At 43.3% G+C, this 17,041-nt stretch carries 12 protein-coding genes and 1 pseudogene; 7 read left to right on the top strand and 6 right to left on the bottom strand.

Annotation, left to right across the window (positions count from 1 at the left end; genetic code table 11):
- Positions 1-10 precede the first annotated feature (10 nt).
- Positions 11-2,422 carry a phenylalanine--tRNA ligase subunit beta gene (gene pheT, locus U1P77_RS10180; RefSeq protein WP_321154891.1) on the top strand — a complete coding sequence of 804 codons (2,412 nt, stop codon included), beginning with the start codon at positions 11-13 and terminating at the stop codon, positions 2,420-2,422.
- Positions 2,423-2,661: 239 nt separating this feature from the next.
- Complete coding sequence (locus tag U1P77_RS10175) at positions 2,662-2,961, top strand: integration host factor subunit alpha (RefSeq protein ID WP_321154890.1); 300 nt, start codon at positions 2,662-2,664, stop codon at positions 2,959-2,961.
- 37 nt (positions 2,962-2,998) lie between these two features.
- Here the strand turns inward: U1P77_RS10175 and U1P77_RS10170 are convergent, their stop codons facing one another.
- The gene (locus U1P77_RS10170) at positions 2,999-3,700 is read right to left on the bottom strand and encodes an IS1 family transposase (RefSeq protein WP_321154889.1); all 702 of its coding nucleotides are present in this window, start codon (positions 3,698-3,700) and stop codon (positions 2,999-3,001) included.
- A 247-nt stretch (positions 3,701-3,947) separates the two neighbouring features.
- Complete coding sequence (locus U1P77_RS10165; protein WP_321154888.1) at positions 3,948-4,304, bottom strand: hypothetical protein; 357 nt, start codon at positions 4,302-4,304, stop codon at positions 3,948-3,950.
- 515 nt (positions 4,305-4,819) lie between these two features.
- On the opposite strand from U1P77_RS10165, the pseudogene U1P77_RS10160 reads away from it, so the two are divergent.
- Positions 4,820-5,452, top strand: a pseudogene (locus U1P77_RS10160) (neutral zinc metallopeptidase).
- Positions 5,453-5,635: 183 nt separating this feature from the next.
- On the opposite strand, the gene U1P77_RS10155 reads toward U1P77_RS10160, so the two are convergent.
- The 3 genes from U1P77_RS10155 to trxA all read right to left on the bottom strand — a co-directional run bounded on the left by U1P77_RS10155 (position 5,636) and on the right by trxA (position 8,291).
- Entirely contained in the window at positions 5,636-5,875 is a 240-nt protein-coding gene (locus tag U1P77_RS10155) for a YMGG-like glycine zipper-containing protein (RefSeq protein WP_321154887.1), read from the bottom strand.
- Positions 5,876-6,169: 294 nt separating this feature from the next.
- A complete protein-coding gene (rho, locus tag U1P77_RS10150) occupies positions 6,170-7,438 on the bottom strand; it encodes a transcription termination factor Rho (RefSeq protein ID WP_321154886.1) in 1,269 nt (422 codons plus the stop codon).
- A gap of 526 nt (positions 7,439-7,964) precedes the next feature.
- The gene (gene trxA / locus U1P77_RS10145; protein ID WP_321154885.1) at positions 7,965-8,291 is read right to left on the bottom strand and encodes a thioredoxin; all 327 of its coding nucleotides are present in this window, start codon (positions 8,289-8,291) and stop codon (positions 7,965-7,967) included.
- A gap of 388 nt (positions 8,292-8,679) precedes the next feature.
- On the opposite strand from trxA, the gene U1P77_RS10140 reads away from it, so the two are divergent.
- Both U1P77_RS10140 and U1P77_RS10135 read left to right on the top strand, forming a co-directional pair.
- Positions 8,680-9,420: an RluA family pseudouridine synthase gene (locus U1P77_RS10140; RefSeq protein ID WP_321154884.1), complete on the top strand. Its 741-nt coding sequence runs from the start codon at positions 8,680-8,682 to the stop codon at positions 9,418-9,420.
- 262 nt (positions 9,421-9,682) lie between these two features.
- On the top strand, positions 9,683-11,338 hold the full coding sequence (locus U1P77_RS10135) for a flavin-containing monooxygenase (protein ID WP_321154883.1): 1,656 nt from the start codon (positions 9,683-9,685) through the stop codon (positions 11,336-11,338).
- A gap of 8 nt (positions 11,339-11,346) precedes the next feature.
- Here the strand turns inward: U1P77_RS10135 and U1P77_RS10130 are convergent, their stop codons facing one another.
- Positions 11,347-12,282 (bottom strand): D-2-hydroxyacid dehydrogenase, encoded by a 936-nt coding sequence (locus U1P77_RS10130; RefSeq protein ID WP_321154882.1) that lies wholly within the window; start codon positions 12,280-12,282, stop codon positions 11,347-11,349.
- A gap of 385 nt (positions 12,283-12,667) precedes the next feature.
- On the opposite strand from U1P77_RS10130, the gene rapA reads away from it, so the two are divergent.
- On the top strand, positions 12,668-15,601 hold the full coding sequence (gene rapA / locus U1P77_RS10125) for an RNA polymerase-associated protein RapA (RefSeq protein ID WP_321154881.1): 2,934 nt from the start codon (positions 12,668-12,670) through the stop codon (positions 15,599-15,601).
- Positions 15,602-16,020: 419 nt separating this feature from the next.
- Positions 16,021-16,923, top strand: a complete 903-nt coding sequence (locus U1P77_RS10120; protein ID WP_321154880.1) for an acyl-CoA thioesterase — start codon at positions 16,021-16,023, stop codon at positions 16,921-16,923.
- Positions 16,924-17,041 lie beyond the last annotated feature (118 nt).

Below are 17,041 nucleotides of genomic sequence, written 5' to 3'. Positions count from 1 at the left end.
CGAGATATTTATGAAAATCAGCGAACAATGGCTACGTCAATGGGTAAACCCTGCTAACACCAGTGAGCAGCTGGCCGAACAGCTCACTATGGCGGGACTTGAGATTGATGACCGCTATGCTGTCGCACGTCCGTTTAGTGGCGTGATAGTCGGTGAGGTAATTAGTGTCGAACCGCACCCTGATGCGGATAAGCTACGTGTTACTCAGGTCAATATTGGTAGCGATGAGCCATTACAGATTGTCTGCGGCGCTCCTAATGTCCGAGTCGGTATGAAAGCGCCGGTTGCGACTGTTGGCGCAGTATTGCCAAGCAGTGACAGTAAAGGCTTCAAAATTAAAGAAAGTGAGCTACGCGGTATCGCCTCAAATGGTATGTTATGCGGCGCTTCTGAAATTGATTTAGTCGATGCGCTAGATGGTTTGCTTGAGCTGCCTGATGATGCGCCTGTTGGCGCTGATATCCGTGATTATTTAGGGTTAAACAATCAAATATTTGATATCTCTATCACGCCCAATCGCGGTGACTGCTTTAGCGTACGCGGTATCGCCCGCGAAATATCGGTTATTAATGACTTGCCTATGCAGCTTCCTATTATTCCTACTGCGGAATCAAACACTGCTGATGACGCTGCTGCTACGCCTGCGGTAACGGTAAGCGCAATAGAAGCTTGTCCGCGCTATTTATTACAGTCTATTAATGATATTGATCGTAGTGTTGATAGTCCGAAATGGTTGCAAGATGCGTTGATTCAATCAGGGTTACGCAGCCATAATTTTTTAGTCGATGTGACCAACTACGTGCTGATGGAGCTCGGCCAACCGTTACATGCTTTTGATGCCGATACTATCGTTGGTGATATTACTGTTCGTTTAGCGCAACCTAAAGAAAGCATCACTCTGCTTAATGAGCAAACTATTAGCCTAACTGGTGATGAATTAGTAATCGCTGATGATCAAGGCGTGTTGGCGCTGGCCGGTATCATGGGTGGTCAGCGCAGTAGTGTGACTGATAGCACTACTAATATTGTGTTAGAGAGCGCATTCTTTAGTCAATTAGCTATCGCTGGGCGTGCGCGTCGTTTTGGTCTACATACCGATGCTTCACAACGCTTTGAGCGTGGGGTGGATTTTGAGTTACCGGTGTTGGCACTGGCACGCGCTTGTGATTTGATAACACGTATTACAAGCAGTAAAGCAGGGCAAATAGTCACTGCTGAGCATAGCAACCACTTGCCGGCACGTGCGCCGATTACCTTACCGATTGCTAAAGTGCGCGATGTCATCGGCATCGAGATTGATCCGGCAATAATGGTACGAATCCTAACCCAGTTGGGCTTTGTCGTAGAACATCAAGGCGCTGAACTGATTTGTACACCGCCATCGTATCGCTTTGATATGACTATCAAAGAAGATTTAATCGAAGAGATTGCCCGTATTTATGGCTATGACAATATTCCCAGCACCTTGCCGCACTTGCAAGTTAGCATGGATTATGACGATACCGCTGATTTAACTCATGAGATGAAACTGGCGCTGGTTGATACTGGTTATATGGAAGCCATTAGTTTCAGTTTTAGTGATGCAAAATTAGAAGCTCTGATTGATGATGAGGCGCTCGGAGCCTTATTGGCGCTCGCCAATCCGATATCTAGCGATTTGGCAGTCATGCGCCGTACCCTGTTATCAAGCTTACTGCCTTGCGTACAATATAATCTGAATCGTCAGCAGCCGCGTGTTCGTTTTTTTGAGACTGGTCTTAGCTTTGTTGGTCATAGCGTCAGCGAGTTGGTACAAACGCCTAGTATTGCTTTGGTTGCGGTTGGTGATATTTGGGATGAACAAGCCTATCAAAATCGCGCAATAGATTTTTATGATCTTAAACACGACATTGAACAGTTGCTACCTGTACAGCTGGATGGCGCGCGTATTCGCTATGAGCGCAGCGAGCTGGACTTTCTACACCCTGGCCAAAGCGCGAAACTGTATATCGATGATCACTATGTTGGCTGGCTTGGTCAATTGCATCCCAATACTGCCAAGCAGTTGGATTTACCAGCCACCTGGGTAGCACAATTAGCGTTAGCGCCACTATTGACGTTAACTCGTGAGCAACATAGCATAACGACACCCAGTAAGTTTCCACAAGTGCGCCGTGATATTGCCATTTTTATAGATAGTGATATTAGCTTACAAACCCTACAGGCAACAATGCGTGACGCTGCAGGAGCGCTATTGACGGATCTATGGTTGTTCGATGTCTATCAAGGTGAGCATGTGCCGACCGGTCAACGCTCATTAGCGTTTGCGCTAATATGGCAAGACAGCGCGCAAACCTTATCGGATGAGGCAGTAAAAGTTTCGACAGATAAGGTTATTCAAGCTTTAACTCAGCAGCATAACGCGCAGTTACGCGACAGTTAACGCCAAGTTATACTATCAATATATTATGAGTTGCTAGCCCTATTTTAATCTGAATCTTTATAAATAGTAGGATCGACAAATTCATATTCTTCGTAAATAAAGCTAACTGGTTATTAATAAAGGTTTTTATGGCAAGCTTTACTAAAAAGCCTCGCAAAAACCTTTATAATAGCTAGGATTAGTCAGCATACCGTTGAACAATAATACCCGACATCACGACATAGCATAGGAGTCGTACTGTGAGCACCTTAACCAAATCTGACATGATTGAGCATTTGATGAGTCACCTTGACTTAACTCGCCAAGAAGGGCGCTGTTTGGTGGAGAATTTTTTTGATGAATTATCAGAAAGTTTAATCGATGGAAAAGAGGTCAAGCTTTCAGGTTTTGGGAATTTTGAGCTTAAAGACAAAAGCAGCCGCCCAGGGCGTAATCCAAAAACAGGTGAGCCTGTTGCGGTCTCTGCGCGCCGTGTAGTAACCTTTAAAACGGGTCAAAAGTTTCGTCAACAAGTTGACGAGCGTTTATTTGATGTGTAGTTAATAATTTGGTGGTGTTTCAAAAAGTATGCTGGCATTAGACATAACCATAATTGATATAAAAGAACACCATATTGAACGTCTTAAAATGATTATCAAGTTTCTTAGAAAAAGCACAAGTCTTTCTAACTGCTCGCCTCAATCGGTGTCTTAAACGGCAATTATTACCTTCTATGCCAACAGTATATCTTTTACCAATCTGCTTAGGGTCTGCCTTGAAGGCGGTTTTAAAGCTATCCCAGTTGTCCATGCTGATTGAACCATAGCTCACCTTAAGTTTCTTAAGACGAGCTCGAAGCGCTCTGGCCGTGGCTAAATCACGTTTACCCCAAACATGGGCAACAATCTCACCAGTATCACGGTCATAGGCGTAGATTAACCATACCTTCTGCTTCTTGCAACGTACGTATGTCCAGAACTCATCAACTTCTAAACGCGAGTAGTAATGCTGCTTTGGTGAGATCTTATAGATCGATGAGCCTATGGTGCTTAGTATCTTGCCAATGCTGACAGAGGTGATAGTGGCAATGTCTCTAACACTACAGCCTCGTACTATCATCAGTCGTATCTTATGCTCTATTTTAGAGTGGCAACCCTGATAGGTAATGGCGTGGTCGCCAATGAATTGACGTTTACAGTCTTTGCATTGGTAGTTTTGCTTACCATAGATTTTTATACCGTTTTTCTTTAAACTGGTGCTGTGACAGTCGGGGCAATTAATCTCTATTTGTGTCTTCATAACCTCAAATATAGCATCTTTGCTTTGACTGGCACCCCTCCTTTATTTACTCAGCATACTTTTTGATACACCACCAAATATTCTACTACGGTTGATTTTAATCCGTACTTACTCAGTGCTGAAGCAGCGCGTGGTTTGATGAGTGAACTTAGTCTTAAATAAGCGTAGCCCATAATAAAACGAACACAAAAAAAGAGAGCCTAAGCTCTCTTTTTAATATTTGACACGTTTACTGTAGTGATAAAGATTACTCAGCAACTGGCTCTTCAACAACAACCACTTCATCAGCTGCGTCAGCGGCTTCAGTATTGCTAGCCATATCAACGCTAGTAGTAGTGCCATCAACAGGTACTTCAGCATCCATTTCGTCAGTAGCAGTAGCAACTTGAGCGTCAGCTACATCTGCTTCAGCAGCAGCAACCGCAGCTTCGGCATCAGCAGTAGGTACACCTGCGTCAGCTTCGTTTAGCTCTTCAGAAGCGTCTTGCACTTCTTCTTGTGCGTCAGATAAATCTTCAGCAGCGTTTTCTGTGTTGCTGTCACAGGCAGTGATGCCCATAGTTGCAGTCATGATACCGGCTAGAGCAAGTAATTTAAGTTTCATATAAGTATTCTCCAGAAAATGAAATGAGGAAGGAGTAGCCGCAGCAAAGATTTGAGCTTTCGAGATATTTCGAAAGTCAACTAATCTTAGTTACAGCTACTCAGCTTTCACGCATTCTATACTCTTTCCTTTGAAATGAAAATAGGTTGTACAATTAAGTAACAGTAAAGTAGTGAATAATATTAGTTAATCATGCTTTGATATAACTTTTAATATATTATTTAGGAATAATCTGCGTATAATTAATGAAAATATAGCACTAAAACCTAATGATATCAAGGTTTTGCAAGTGTTGATAATTAGAAGGTCAAGTATGGATTAGACAATTGGATAACTAGTGTATACAGCAACAATTAGGTAACTTATAAATAAAATTTTGTAAAATCGTGAAGTGATGTGTTTATTTTTAACTGCTTAATACGCTATAAGAACACTGGCTAAGCGCCAACGAATTCCAGAAGTAAAAAGGGTAAGAAAAAAATAAGCAACGGCCTATATATTTGAGGAGAGTAACTATGAAATGGCAAGGTAGGCGTGGTAGCTCTAATGTTCGAACAAGCAGCGGTGGCGGTAAGATGATTGGTGGCGGTATTGGCGGTATTATCATCGCTGGTATTCTATGGCTAGTTTTCGGAGTAAATCCGATGACTGCGTTACAAACAGGGCAAGTTGTGGCAGGTGGCGGTACGAGTGCATCGACTGAAGTTGCCAATGATGACAGCCGTGATACTAGGTTTGTTAAAGTGGTGCTCGCCGACACCGAAGCAGTTTAGCATCAAGTATTTAATGAAGGCGGTAGTACTTATCAAGAACCTGCATTGCGCTTGTTCAATGGTCAAGTCAGTTCGGCCTGTGGTAGCGCAACAGCTGCCACCGGACCATTTTATTGCCCAGGTGATCAGACTGTTTACTTAGATACGTCTTTTTTTGCAGAAATGCGTCAAAACCTTGGCATCACGGGTGATGTGGACGAAGCAATCAATGCTGCCGGACAAATTGGTGATGATCGTCTGGCACGCGCTAGTGGTCGTGCTGTAACGCCAGACAGTTTCACCCACGGTACCAGTCAACAGCGTGTTAATTGGTTCACTCGTGGTCTTGAAAGTGGTAGCGTACAGTCGTGTGATACCTTTAGTGGGGCGTTATAGTTTAGTAATTTGCTATAATTAGTTAAGCTCTATAATCAGTGATGTGCGACGTTAACCTTAAAGTTATAAGTACAACGCATTAAAAAAGCCTGCAATATTGATTACAGGCTTTTTCGTGTTTTAGATAATTGTATTTGAATAGCTCTAATCTAAATATAAGTTATCTAGAGATTAGACAGCCATTTAATTATTATCAATGATATAACCGCCTGCACCACCTACTGCAGCACCCGCTAATGCGCCACGAGCGATGTCTTTGCTATCACCTTTACTTCTAATAAGTGCGCCAGCAGCGGCACCAGCAGCAGCACCTTTAGCAGTATTGCTGACGTTGCCGCCGTATCCACCCATAGAGTTACAGCCAGTTAGAATAAGCGCTGAGCTGGTAATGGCAGTCATTACGATAGTTTTAGCAAATTTCATATTATCACCTATTAAGTCGTCAAAATTAAAATACATTATTGGTTAATTAAGTATATTTATACTACCCTCCATAATATTCTTTTAGAGACTGTCTAGTCGTAGTAGAAACGCTAAGCTTTGCAAACGAGCTGTAAGCGATGTTGCCTCACTGTATCATTGGTAAGGGTTTGGCTTAAGGTGATTGTATTTATGTCGATAATACGCTAACTGTTTTTTAGGCTTTACGTAAAGTTAAAGCAAAAAAAAGACCGCGTTAAAGCGGTCTTTTTATTTAATCGTATAAACGAGCCTGATTTAGTTTTGTGATTTGCGTTTCATTTGCTCAAAGAACTCATCATTAGTTTTAGCTTCTCTGAGTCGATCGAGTAAGAACTCGGTCGCTTGTACACCATCCATCGGCTGCAGTAGTTTGCGCAAAATCCAAACCTTCCGTAACTTATCTTCATCAAGCAAGCGCTCTTCGCGGCGTGTGCCTGATTTTTTGATATTGATTGCGGGGAAGACCCGTTTTTCAGCCAAATCACGCTCAAGAGTAATCTCTTGGTTGCCCGTACCTTTGAATTCTTCAAAGATAACGCTGTCCATTTTACTACCAGTATCAATAAGAGCACTGGCAATAATGGTTAAGCTGCCACCTTCCTCGACGTTACGTGCAGCACCAAAGAAACGCTTCGGACGTTCAAGGGCATTGGAATCGAGGCCACCGGTCAATACTTTACCTGATGAAGGAATGACCGTATTATAAGCGCGGGCAAGACGAGTAATAGAATCCAGCAAGATAACCACATCTTGTTTGTGTTCAACCAGACGTTTGGCTTTTTCGATAACCATTTCGGCCACTTGTACATGACGCTGCGGTGGTTCATCAAAGGTAGAGGCCACCACTTCACCGCGTACCGTCCGTACCATCTCGGTTACTTCTTCTGGACGCTCATCAATGAGCAGCACGATTAAGTAACACTCAGGATTATTACGGGTGATAGATTGAGCGATGGTCTGTAGTAACATCGTTTTACCCGCTTTTGGCGGTGCGACGATAATAGAGCGCTGACCTTTACCAATCGGGGCAATTAGATCGATGATGCGACCAGTCAAATCCTCAGTAGTACCGTTACCCAATTCAAGCTTAAGATGCTCAGTTGGAAATAGGGGCGTTAAGTTCTCAAAAATAAGCTTATGGCGTGAGCGGTCTGGGGTATCAAAGTTGATTTCGCCAACTTTTAATAGAGCAAAGTAACGCTCAGAGTCTTTTGGTGGGCGAATAGTGCCAGCAATACTGTCGCCTGTTTTTAAACTAAAACGACGTATTTGGCTGGGGCTGACATAAATATCATCAGGACCGGCCAAATATGAGCCTTCAGAGGAGCGCAAAAAGCCAAAGCCATCCGGTAGCACTTCAAGCACGCCATCACCGTAGATGGCTTCACCATTACGAGCATGCGTTTTTAGGATAGCAAAAATAATGTCTTGCTTACGGCTACGCGCCATATTGTCAAGACCCATTTCTTTGGCAATAGCCAATAGCTCAGCGATTGATTTTTTCTTTAATTCAGTTAGATTCATAGATAAGTCATTAGCAATTGATCGGGTGAAAACTGCCATTAGCAGCACAACCCACGACATTGATTTAAACAACGATAGTGGAACAATAGGGTGTGTGTGCACAGAGTTGAGTTTTAGGTAGCGCTGGTTTTTATCTATCAGATTATTATCAGCTGTCTAAGTTTGGAACAGGATGACAAAAAGCGAAGATAAAGAAGGCTATATAAGAGTCAAAGAAAAGAACTCAGTATCAGTAATTTTATTTAGTAGTTGTGTTTAGTAGTTATATTCAATAGTACAATTGTGTTTTGTGTTGATAAACACGGGGAGAACAGCGACAAGACGCTAAGGAACAATGTTAAGTTTTTCTTGTCAGCAGACTATACGTTTTTCACATTGGACTTGTCAATTATTTTTGTTAAAAAAGTCGTATAATTTACTGTTTTGGTAGAAAAGGATGAAAAAAGCCATTATCTTGTACAGATAATGGCCAATGATAACTGGTTTTAGTTAGCTCGTTATTTATATCACATTTGGTTTTAGATGCTTATAAATGTTTATCAAGCACTTTAGCGAGCTCAGCTTTTGGTTGTAAACCCATGACTGAATCTACTTTTTCACCATCTTTAAAGACGAATAGGGTTGGAATATTACGAATTCCAAAACGGCTTGCTGCTTGTGGGTTATTATCGACATCGACTTTGACGATTTTAACTTTACCTTGGTAGTCAACTGCCAAATCTTCTAAAATAGGAGTAATAGACTTACAAGGTCCACACCAGGTTGCCCAAAAATCTACCAATACAGGCACATCAGATTGCAGCACATCTTGGTCAAAGTTGGCATCGGTGGTATTAATAATAAGGTCTGACATAGTTTTTCTCTCTTGTTTTATCATGTCTGTCGCCACTAATTAGCACGCAAGTTAGTTAATAACAGTTAAACACTTATTACGCTAACAGCTGATCACTCAATGGCTAAAGAAACGGCTAAAGAAGGGTTTAGGAGTGGTGAAAATGTGCCATTATACTAACATGTTTGTTGTATCTTGACAGATAGAGACGGGTTAAATTACTCAACAATTACTATTAGTATAATAAATCGAAACACAACGAAACAGGTTATGTTATATCTGTGACTTAGGTTGCTTGTGGCTACCTTAGACTGGAATCTAACGGTCGCTTTAGCCCTCGTTATCGTAATCACATTCAAAATCACATTCAAAATTATATTCAAACCAACTAAAATAAGTAGTTATTTTTATGCCTTTTCCTGATGAAGATATAACCACCCTTAATGTAAAAGAAACCACCTATCCGCCTGAATTTTTTCAAACGTTTGCGAAAGAGGTCACCGTCTACGAAGATGACGATATTTGGGTAATCGATAAGCCAGCAGGGTTATTGAGTGTCGATGGTAAAACATTAAAGGTCAGTCTGTTATCACGGCTTGAGCGGGCAAATCCAGCCGTGAAATTAATTCATCGTCTTGATATGGACACCTCAGGGCTATTGATTTTTGCCAAAAATGCAGCAGCGCAAACCAATATCAGTAAGCAGTTTATTGAGCGCTTACCACAAAAAAAATACCAAGCACGGGTATTTGGCGAGTGGGAGAGTGTTGGCGCGACTGGCAAGATATCAGCGCCGGTACGCTATGAGCCGACGACTAAGCCACGTCATATCGTGGACCCTGATTGGCATAAACATGCTCTGACATTATATGAGATTCTGGCGCATGAACGTTGTCATGGAGAAGACAGTCAAAATGGACAAGAAGAGCAGATGGTCACGCGGGTAGCACTTAAGCCTGTAACTGGTCGTAGCCATCAGCTGCGGGTACATATGGTGCACTGCGGTCACGTCATCATTGGCGATTCCATTTATGCAGAAGGTCAGGCATTAAATATCGCTCCTCGGCTGAATTTGCACGCCCAGCAGCTGCGACTCAAACATCCTGTGCTCGGTGCGTGGATGGATTGGGAAAGCCCAGTCCCTTTTTAGATAACGTTTATTTAGATAGCCCAGTTAAAAAAGTAAGTCTCCTTTTAAGAAAATAAGTTAGAAAAGTAAGTGGGTATATAGTCAATCTAAAAGGATATGAATATAAGGAAACCGAGTGCAGACGATACAAGTAGTACATTGAACAAGGTTGACGATGTAGTCTTTCTTTTTGGGCAGACTATACTGCCAAAACTCTTTATAGTTGTATAAGTTAAGGGCTGTATATATTAGGGACAATTAAGCATTACAAAAGGATAAGGCTATGGTCGACAACACATCATCTCAGTCGCGCAAGAACACCCAAAAGCGCGCGAATAAAAGCATTAAAGGTTTATTCAAACGCGCAAAGCCACAATCCAGTATATCAGCGGATTATGAGGTGCTCATCATAGGGGCAGGTATAGCCGGTATCGGTATGGCTTGCCATTTACAGCAACAACCACCTAAAAAACGAGATCAAGGTTTTTTTGGTCGCAAGAATTCTACAAAGCAAAAACGTACACAGCAGAATACTACCCAGCGTTTTTTAGTGTTAGAAAAACGTGCTGACTTAGGCGGCACTTGGGATTTATTCACTTATCCTGGTATTCGCTCTGACTCTGATGCGTTGACCTTTGGTTATAGCTTTCGACCTTGGCTAAGCCATAAAATGCTGGCAAATGGCGCAGACATTAAAAGCTACATTGCTGATACCGCACGCGAATTTAAGGTCATAGAACACATTCGTTATCGGCATGAAATGCAGCAGCTATCGTGGTCAAATCATACGCAGCTATGGACGGCCATGATTAAAAATCATGATAATGGTGAAGTTTTCACCTTAACAGCAAACTTCATAGTAGGGGCGACCGGTTATTATGATTATGAGCAAGGACACAGACCACAGTTCAAAGAGGAAGAACAGTTCAAAGGCGATATCGTCCATCCGCAACATTGGCAAAATGTAAATTATGACGATAAGAAAATTGTAATCATTGGTAGTGGCGCAACGGCGATGACTTTATTGCCCGCACTGGTTGATGAAAACAGTAAACAATGCGCCCGCCACGTCACTATGTTGCAACGTTCGCCGACTTACGTAGCAAGCGTACCAGGCGATGATTATGCGCTTAATTGGTTATCGGGTAAGTTTTCACCGTTATCAAAAGGGCAAGCGTATACCTTATTACGTATGCGTAATGTGATGTTTCAACAAGGGGTCTATCAAGCGGCAACCCATGCACCAAAAGTTATGAAAGCATACTTAAATTATGGGGTGAAAAAAGAGCTGAAAGGTAGCAGCGTTGATGTCGGCCACTTTATGCCGTCTTATAACCCGTGGGATGAGCGCTTGTGCGCAGTGCCAGATAGTGATTTATTTTTAGCGTTACATAGCACGCGAGCAGAAGTGGTCACTGATGAGATTGACCATTTTACAGAGACAGGAATTGTGCTGACATCAGGCAAGCATATCAATGCCGATATCATTGTCACTGCCACTGGTCTTAAATTACAGATGCTGGGCGGTGCGGCCTTGTATGTGGATGGACAGCCAGTAGATGTAGGCGCACGCATGACCTATAAGGCGGTACTGCTTGAAGGTGTGCCAAATATGGCGATAATGTTCGGTTATACCAATGCTTCTTGGACACTAAAGATTGATTTGGCCTGTCAGTATGTCATTCGGTTACTTGATTATATGGATAAACACCGTTATCAGACAGTCTGTGCGCAGGCCAAAACTGAGCAAGAGCAGGTACAAGTTCAGCCAGATACAGTATTAGGTGCGTTATCGGCAGGTTATGTCCACCGCGCTCAAAACGAGCTACCGAAACAAGGCGACCGTTATCCTTGGCAAGTGACCAATAATTACCTAAGCGATCGCGTCATGCTAAAATATCGTAAAATTAAAGACGATTGGCTGCACTTCGGCCGCTAACATTTTTTCTAAACGCTATCAATAAAACCAGCAACTTGTTTACTGAGGATTTTCCATAAGGTTTCTTGTGCGCTTCTACTGCCCCACGCATTATGCGGACTAAATATCACGCGCGGATGATCGCCAAGAGTCAATAGGGGGTCATCGGCAGCGATTGGCTCTTGCTCAAACACATCACTGCCATAACCAAGAATCTGCTCACTATGAATGGCATCAGTAAGCGCTTGGCTATCGACAATACCACCGCGCGCGACGTTAATAAGCAACGGCTGCTTCGTCATTTTGGCTAGCGTGTCTTTATTAATAAGATGCTTGGTATCCTCATTTAATGGACAATGTAGGCTAATAACGTCAGCAGAGGCGAGCACATCATCGAACGCAGTATAGTCCTTATTACGTGGCGCGCGCCCTTGATGTTCCGCCCACAATACGGTCATGCTAAAAGCTTGTGCAATTTCGGTGACCCGCTTACCGATAGTGCCGACTCCGATGACACCCAGCGTTTTACCTTCTAAATCTACCAGTGGAATATCAAGCAGACAAAAATTACCATTAGCTGCCCACGTACCATCGGTTACTTTATTATGATAATAAAGTCCTGCACGCATAGCGTTAAGCATCAACATAAAAGTGTGCTCAGGGACGCTTTTGACGGCGTATCCAGCGACGTTGTATAAGGTGATATTATGTTCAGCACAAGCGTCTTGATCGACATTATTCATGCCAGTAGCGGTCAATTGAATGAGCTTAAGCTTGGGTAGCTTGGCAATCACTTCAGCGTTGATTTGGACTTTATTGGTAATAATAATCTCAGCATTTTGACAACGCTCAATGATGAGCTCTTGCGGCGTATCGTCATAAAGAATATAGTTACTAACCCCAGTCGGTGCTGGTAAGTCGATGCCATCAGAAAATGTCCCTTTATCTAAAAATACCGCTTGCATGTGTGCTCCTTATTTATAGGTTATTTTTAATATGAACTTTAGTTGCAGTCGGCTTAATGTAGCACGTTGGCTAATTTAGTCAAAAGATAGTTGTTCAAAAATGGCCAGTAAAAAAGTAGTTATTCAACTGCTTTATATGACGATTTCATAATTATCATTAGTATGCTTTTGAATGAATCATCCCTTGAAAAATCAACTTAACGCACGCATCTAGCCGCTAACGCTATATAATGGTTCAGCTTAGTTGCTGACCAAGTCATTTATTGATTTGGCTAATGTGCTGACATTGCTGCACTAGGCGTCTACCGCCAGCTTAGCGGCTGTTATTGGCTACCATTATTAGTTATCTATTTTCTTATCATCTGAGTACAAAAGACATCGCCCTATGACTATCTCTATCGCTTCATTGCACAGTACTGAATTCGCCGTTGGTCAACGCTATTTATCTGATACTGAGTCCGAACTGGGCTTAGGTGTGGTCGTCGATGTAGACGACCGATGTGTGCATATTTTATTCCCGCAAAGTGAAGAGACCCGCGTCTATGCAAAAAACTCCGCGCCGTTATCACGTGTAGTTTTCAAAGTTGGTGATAGCATCAGTGACCAACAAGGTAATAGCTATACGGTCAGCGCGGTCGACGAGGTAATGGGGGTACTCAAATACAGTGTCGAAGGTAGTGATGAAGGCGATGCTAATAAAGGAGCTGTTTCTAAAGGGGCTACTAGTAAAGGGATAATGGAAACCCGCCTTGCCGCTAATATTACTTTGGCAAAACCACTTGAGCGCCTACTGGCTGGACGTATTGAGCGCGGAGATTGGTATGAGTTGCGCCAAGATATTCTGCGGATGCAATCAGCGCTGGCTGGCCATCCGCTAAAAGGGATGATGGGTGCGCGCGTCGATATTATTGAGCACCAGCTTTATATCGCTCATGAAGTCGGCAAACGTATTGCGCCGCGTGTTCTTCTCGCTGATGAGGTTGGGCTGGGGAAAACCATTGAAGCAGGACTGATCATCCATCAGCAGCTGTTAACGGGTAAGGCTGAGCGAGTCTTAATTTTAGTACCAGATAGTTTGCAATACCAGTGGATGATTGAGCTGCGTCGGCGCTTCAATTTGAACTTTGCGCTGTTTGATTTAGTACGTACTGCGGCCATTAAAGAGCATGACCCTGAACAAAATGTGTTTTTAACTGAACAATGTATTATTGCTGGTATGGATCTATTGCTCGATCATCCTGATTTGTATGATCAAGCGATGGAAGCGGGCTTTGATTTGTTAGTAGTTGATGAAGCGCATCACCTGCATTGGGATGAGGCGCAAGGCGGCAATGATAAATATGATCTGATTGCTGATTTTGCTGAAGAAACTCCAGGCGTAATGCTGTTAACGGCAACCCCTGAACAGCTTGGTGTGCAAAGCCACTTTGCGCGTTTGCGTTTGCTCGATTCTGACCGTTTTGATGACTTAGATGAGTTTATTGTGGGTCAAGAAGCTTTTGCTGAAACCGCAGCGGTTGCTGGTATTTTAATAGAAGATGAACCCCTGAGTCCTGCGCAAATCTCCGCTTTGACCAGTCTGTTAGATGTTAGCCAAGATGAATTGGCTACTATTAATGAGGATGATAAGCTGCGGACTTATGCGCTCAACGAGCTCCTAGATCGCCACGGTACCGGGCGAATCCTGTTCCGCAATACTCGTGAAAGCGTTAAAGGATTTTATGGGCGTAGCAGTCAACCGCATCCATTGCCACTACCTGATGTATGGATAGACAGCTACCAGACCACAGGTAAGCTACGTGAACAGTTATGGGGTGAGGAGAATCAACCCGATGGCGGCTGGCTAGAAGATGATCCGCGCGTACCTTGGTTGATTGATATCTTGAAAGGTGAGCTTAAACATCAGAAAGTGCTATTAATCGCGCGTAGTGGCGCAACGGTTGAAAGCTTGGAAGCCGTATTGCGATTGCATGCTGGGATTAAGACCGCCATCTTTACTGAGCAAATGACCTTACTTGAGCGTGACCAAGCGGTGGCATTTTTTGGTGATAGCGAAGGCGCGCAGATATTATTGTGCTCAGAGATTGGTTCAGAAGGCCGTAACTTCCAGTTTGCAAGCCAGCTGATATTATGGGATTTGCCTGCCAATCCCGACACTTTAGAACAACGTATTGGACGCCTAGATCGTATCGGACAAACGCAGCAAATCACCTTGCACGTACCTTATGTCCAAGGTACAGCGCAAGAGCGTCTCTATCATTGGTATAACAGCGCGCTGAATATGTTCAATCAGATTTCACCGACTGCTCAAAGTGTGCAAGAGCAATATATCCAAACGCTTAAGCCCCTGCTTGAAGGCGCGGATACTGCTAATAATCGTACCATTTTACAAGAACTCATCGCAGATGCACTGCAAACCCGATTGGGACTTGAGGCGCAACTGCAAGCTGGTCGCGATCGTTTGTTAGAGTATAACTCGTGCCGACCACGGGTTGCTGGGCGTATTGCTGATGCCATGCGTGACTTTGATAGCCACAATGTGTTGCCGCAGTTCGTTGAGCGTTTCTTAGCGTCAGCGAATATTGACCATAGCGTCCAGCGTGATGGTTCATGGGTAATTGCGCCACTAGACAGTACCGAGATTAGTGATTATATTGATGGCTTGCCACTGGGTGACGACGACGGCTTGACTTTAACCTTTGACCGTGATCAAGCGCTTCAGCATGAAGATATTGAGTTTATCACTCATGAACATCCTCTGATGCGCGCTATATATGAGCTTGCCAGTACCAGCACCTTTGGTAATACTACGGTGGGTATGCTAAAGAGTGCTGCCATGCCGCAAGGAACGGTCATGCTGGAGGTTAACTTCCGCGTTGAAGCCATTGCGCCGAAAATACTAAATTTACCTGCGACCTTATCGACACAAAATATTCGTGTCTTTATCAGTGAGCAAGGTAGTGATTTATCAGAGCGCATCAGTGCTGAGATGATCATGCCGCACATAGATCGCTTAGATAATAACCGTGCACGGCAAGTAATTAAGGTGCGTGGCGATGTGATTGAGCAACGCTATTATGAAGCCGAAGATATTGCCCGTACGCAATTGGCTGATATGGGTGAGCAAGCCAGCAGTCGCTTTAGCCAGCAGTGGTCACGTGAAATTAAACGTCTAAAACATCTGCAAACCATTAATCCTAATGTGCGTCCCGCAGAAATTGAGCGCTTAGAGCAGCTTAAAGCGCAAGGTGAGCAAGCGTTAGCCAGTTTATCCTTAGTACCTGATTCTATTCGGGTGCTAGTATCAGTGAAGCCGTAAAGGTTACATTTTTTTGATTTGTAACGCTGTATCGGTACTATATTGGTGCTACAAGCGCTGAATCTGCATCAACAGAAACTTTATATGATAAAAGCGAGGTGCTAAGCAGTATCTCGTTTTTTCGTTATTAACAGCGGCAACTTTACCTTAGTCTAGCCTGAACAGTCAGCCTAATACGAGATGGCTGACAGCCCGCAACTGGTCAAAGACATAAATATTGGGTAAGATGTCTGCCTTTTCATCTATAATCAATAGTTAGCAATCCTATTGCTCATCCTAAAATTTATCTTGAATATTACTGCCAGTAATTTCATATTGTTTTGTTTTAAAGTCAAATCCCAAGCTACCCTCCGCCATGTCGCCTTGATATTAAAGCGATATCGTCAGGGTCATTGATAAAAATAAGGAAACGTATCGTCATGTCTGATTATTCGCAACTGATTGATGAGCTGCTTGCCACAGTGGCGCTTATTGAAGTCAGCCCTGATGTCTTTGAAGGCAAAAGCCATGATTATGTCGGCGCGCGTATCTTTGGCGGACAAGTGCTAGCCCAAGCGATAATAGCGGCTGCCCATACTCTCACCGAAGACAAGCCTTGCCATTCGCTGCACGGGTATTTTTTACGGGGTGGGGATATTACTCAGCCTGTCATCTATCAAGTGCGCCGATTACGTGACGGGCGTAGCCTATCTGCGCGTGAAGTGACTGCCATTCAATATAAGAAAATACGCGGTAAGCCACCAGTTGAGCAAGTGATCTTTTCGATGATTGCTTCATTTTCACCGATGGAAGAGGGCTTAGAATATCAAGAAGATATGCCTGTCTACCCACCGCCAGAAGACTTGCTGGCTGAGCAAGATCTAAAAGAAGATTACGTCGGCAAAGTACCTGATGCTCTAAAAGCGCGTTTTATGCGCCGCCGTCATGTAGAGATCAAACCGGTCAAGCCTCGTGATCCTATAAATCCAGAGCCGATGAAGCCTAAACAAGCCAACTGGCTACGTATTCGCGAGTTGGGTGCGCAGCCAATCGCCATTCAGCAAGCTCTATTGGCATTTTCTTCTGACTTTTATTTAGTGGGTACAGGGCTTATGTCACACGGTGTCAGCTTTATGACCAGTGGTTTGCAAGCAGCCAGTATTGACCACTCAATGCATTTCCATCGCACTTTTGATCTTAATAATTGGCTACTATATGACATGTGGAGTGATACCACTTCTAATGCCAAAGGGTTGAATCACGGCCAGTTTTGGCAAAATGACAAGCTGGTTGCGACCGTGCAACAAGAAGGGTTAATGCGCTTGCGCGTACCAAAGTCTTAGTTTTTTATGGAATTTTGATAGCTCGTTTCAATAGCATTTTTTGATCGTAAGCTCTGATAGCAATGAAAGAAAAAGCGACCCATAGTTATTGATGAGTCGCTTTTTTACTATCTCACTT

Source organism: Psychrobacter sp. LV10R520-6, from assembly GCF_900182925.1.
Taxonomy (GTDB): Bacteria; Pseudomonadota; Gammaproteobacteria; order Pseudomonadales; family Moraxellaceae; genus Psychrobacter.
Note: the sequence above shows the minus strand (reverse complement) of the source record. Positions and strands in the feature narration are given on the sequence as shown.

Bases quoted from the DNA above. Each gene is read 5' to 3' on its own strand.
- pheT (WP_321154891.1), top strand. From the start codon at position 11: ATGAAAATCAGCGAACAATGGCTACGTCAATGGGTAAACCCTGCTAAC.
- U1P77_RS10170 (WP_321154889.1), bottom strand. From the start codon at position 3,700: ATGAAGACACAAATAGAGATTAATTGCCCCGACTGTCACAGCACCAGT.
- U1P77_RS10165 (WP_321154888.1), bottom strand. From the start codon at position 4,304: ATGAAACTTAAATTACTTGCTCTAGCCGGTATCATGACTGCAACTATG.
- U1P77_RS10155 (WP_321154887.1), bottom strand. From the start codon at position 5,875: ATGAAATTTGCTAAAACTATCGTAATGACTGCCATTACCAGCTCAGCG.
- rho (WP_321154886.1), bottom strand. From the start codon at position 7,438: ATGAATCTAACTGAATTAAAGAAAAAATCAATCGCTGAGCTATTGGCT.
- trxA (WP_321154885.1), bottom strand. From the start codon at position 8,291: ATGTCAGACCTTATTATTAATACCACCGATGCCAACTTTGACCAAGAT.
- U1P77_RS10140 (WP_321154884.1), top strand. From the start codon at position 8,680: ATGCCTTTTCCTGATGAAGATATAACCACCCTTAATGTAAAAGAAACC.
- U1P77_RS10135 (WP_321154883.1), top strand. From the start codon at position 9,683: ATGGTCGACAACACATCATCTCAGTCGCGCAAGAACACCCAAAAGCGC.
- U1P77_RS10130 (WP_321154882.1), bottom strand. From the start codon at position 12,282: ATGCAAGCGGTATTTTTAGATAAAGGGACATTTTCTGATGGCATCGAC.
- rapA (WP_321154881.1), top strand. From the start codon at position 12,668: ATGACTATCTCTATCGCTTCATTGCACAGTACTGAATTCGCCGTTGGT.
- U1P77_RS10120 (WP_321154880.1), top strand. From the start codon at position 16,021: ATGTCTGATTATTCGCAACTGATTGATGAGCTGCTTGCCACAGTGGCG.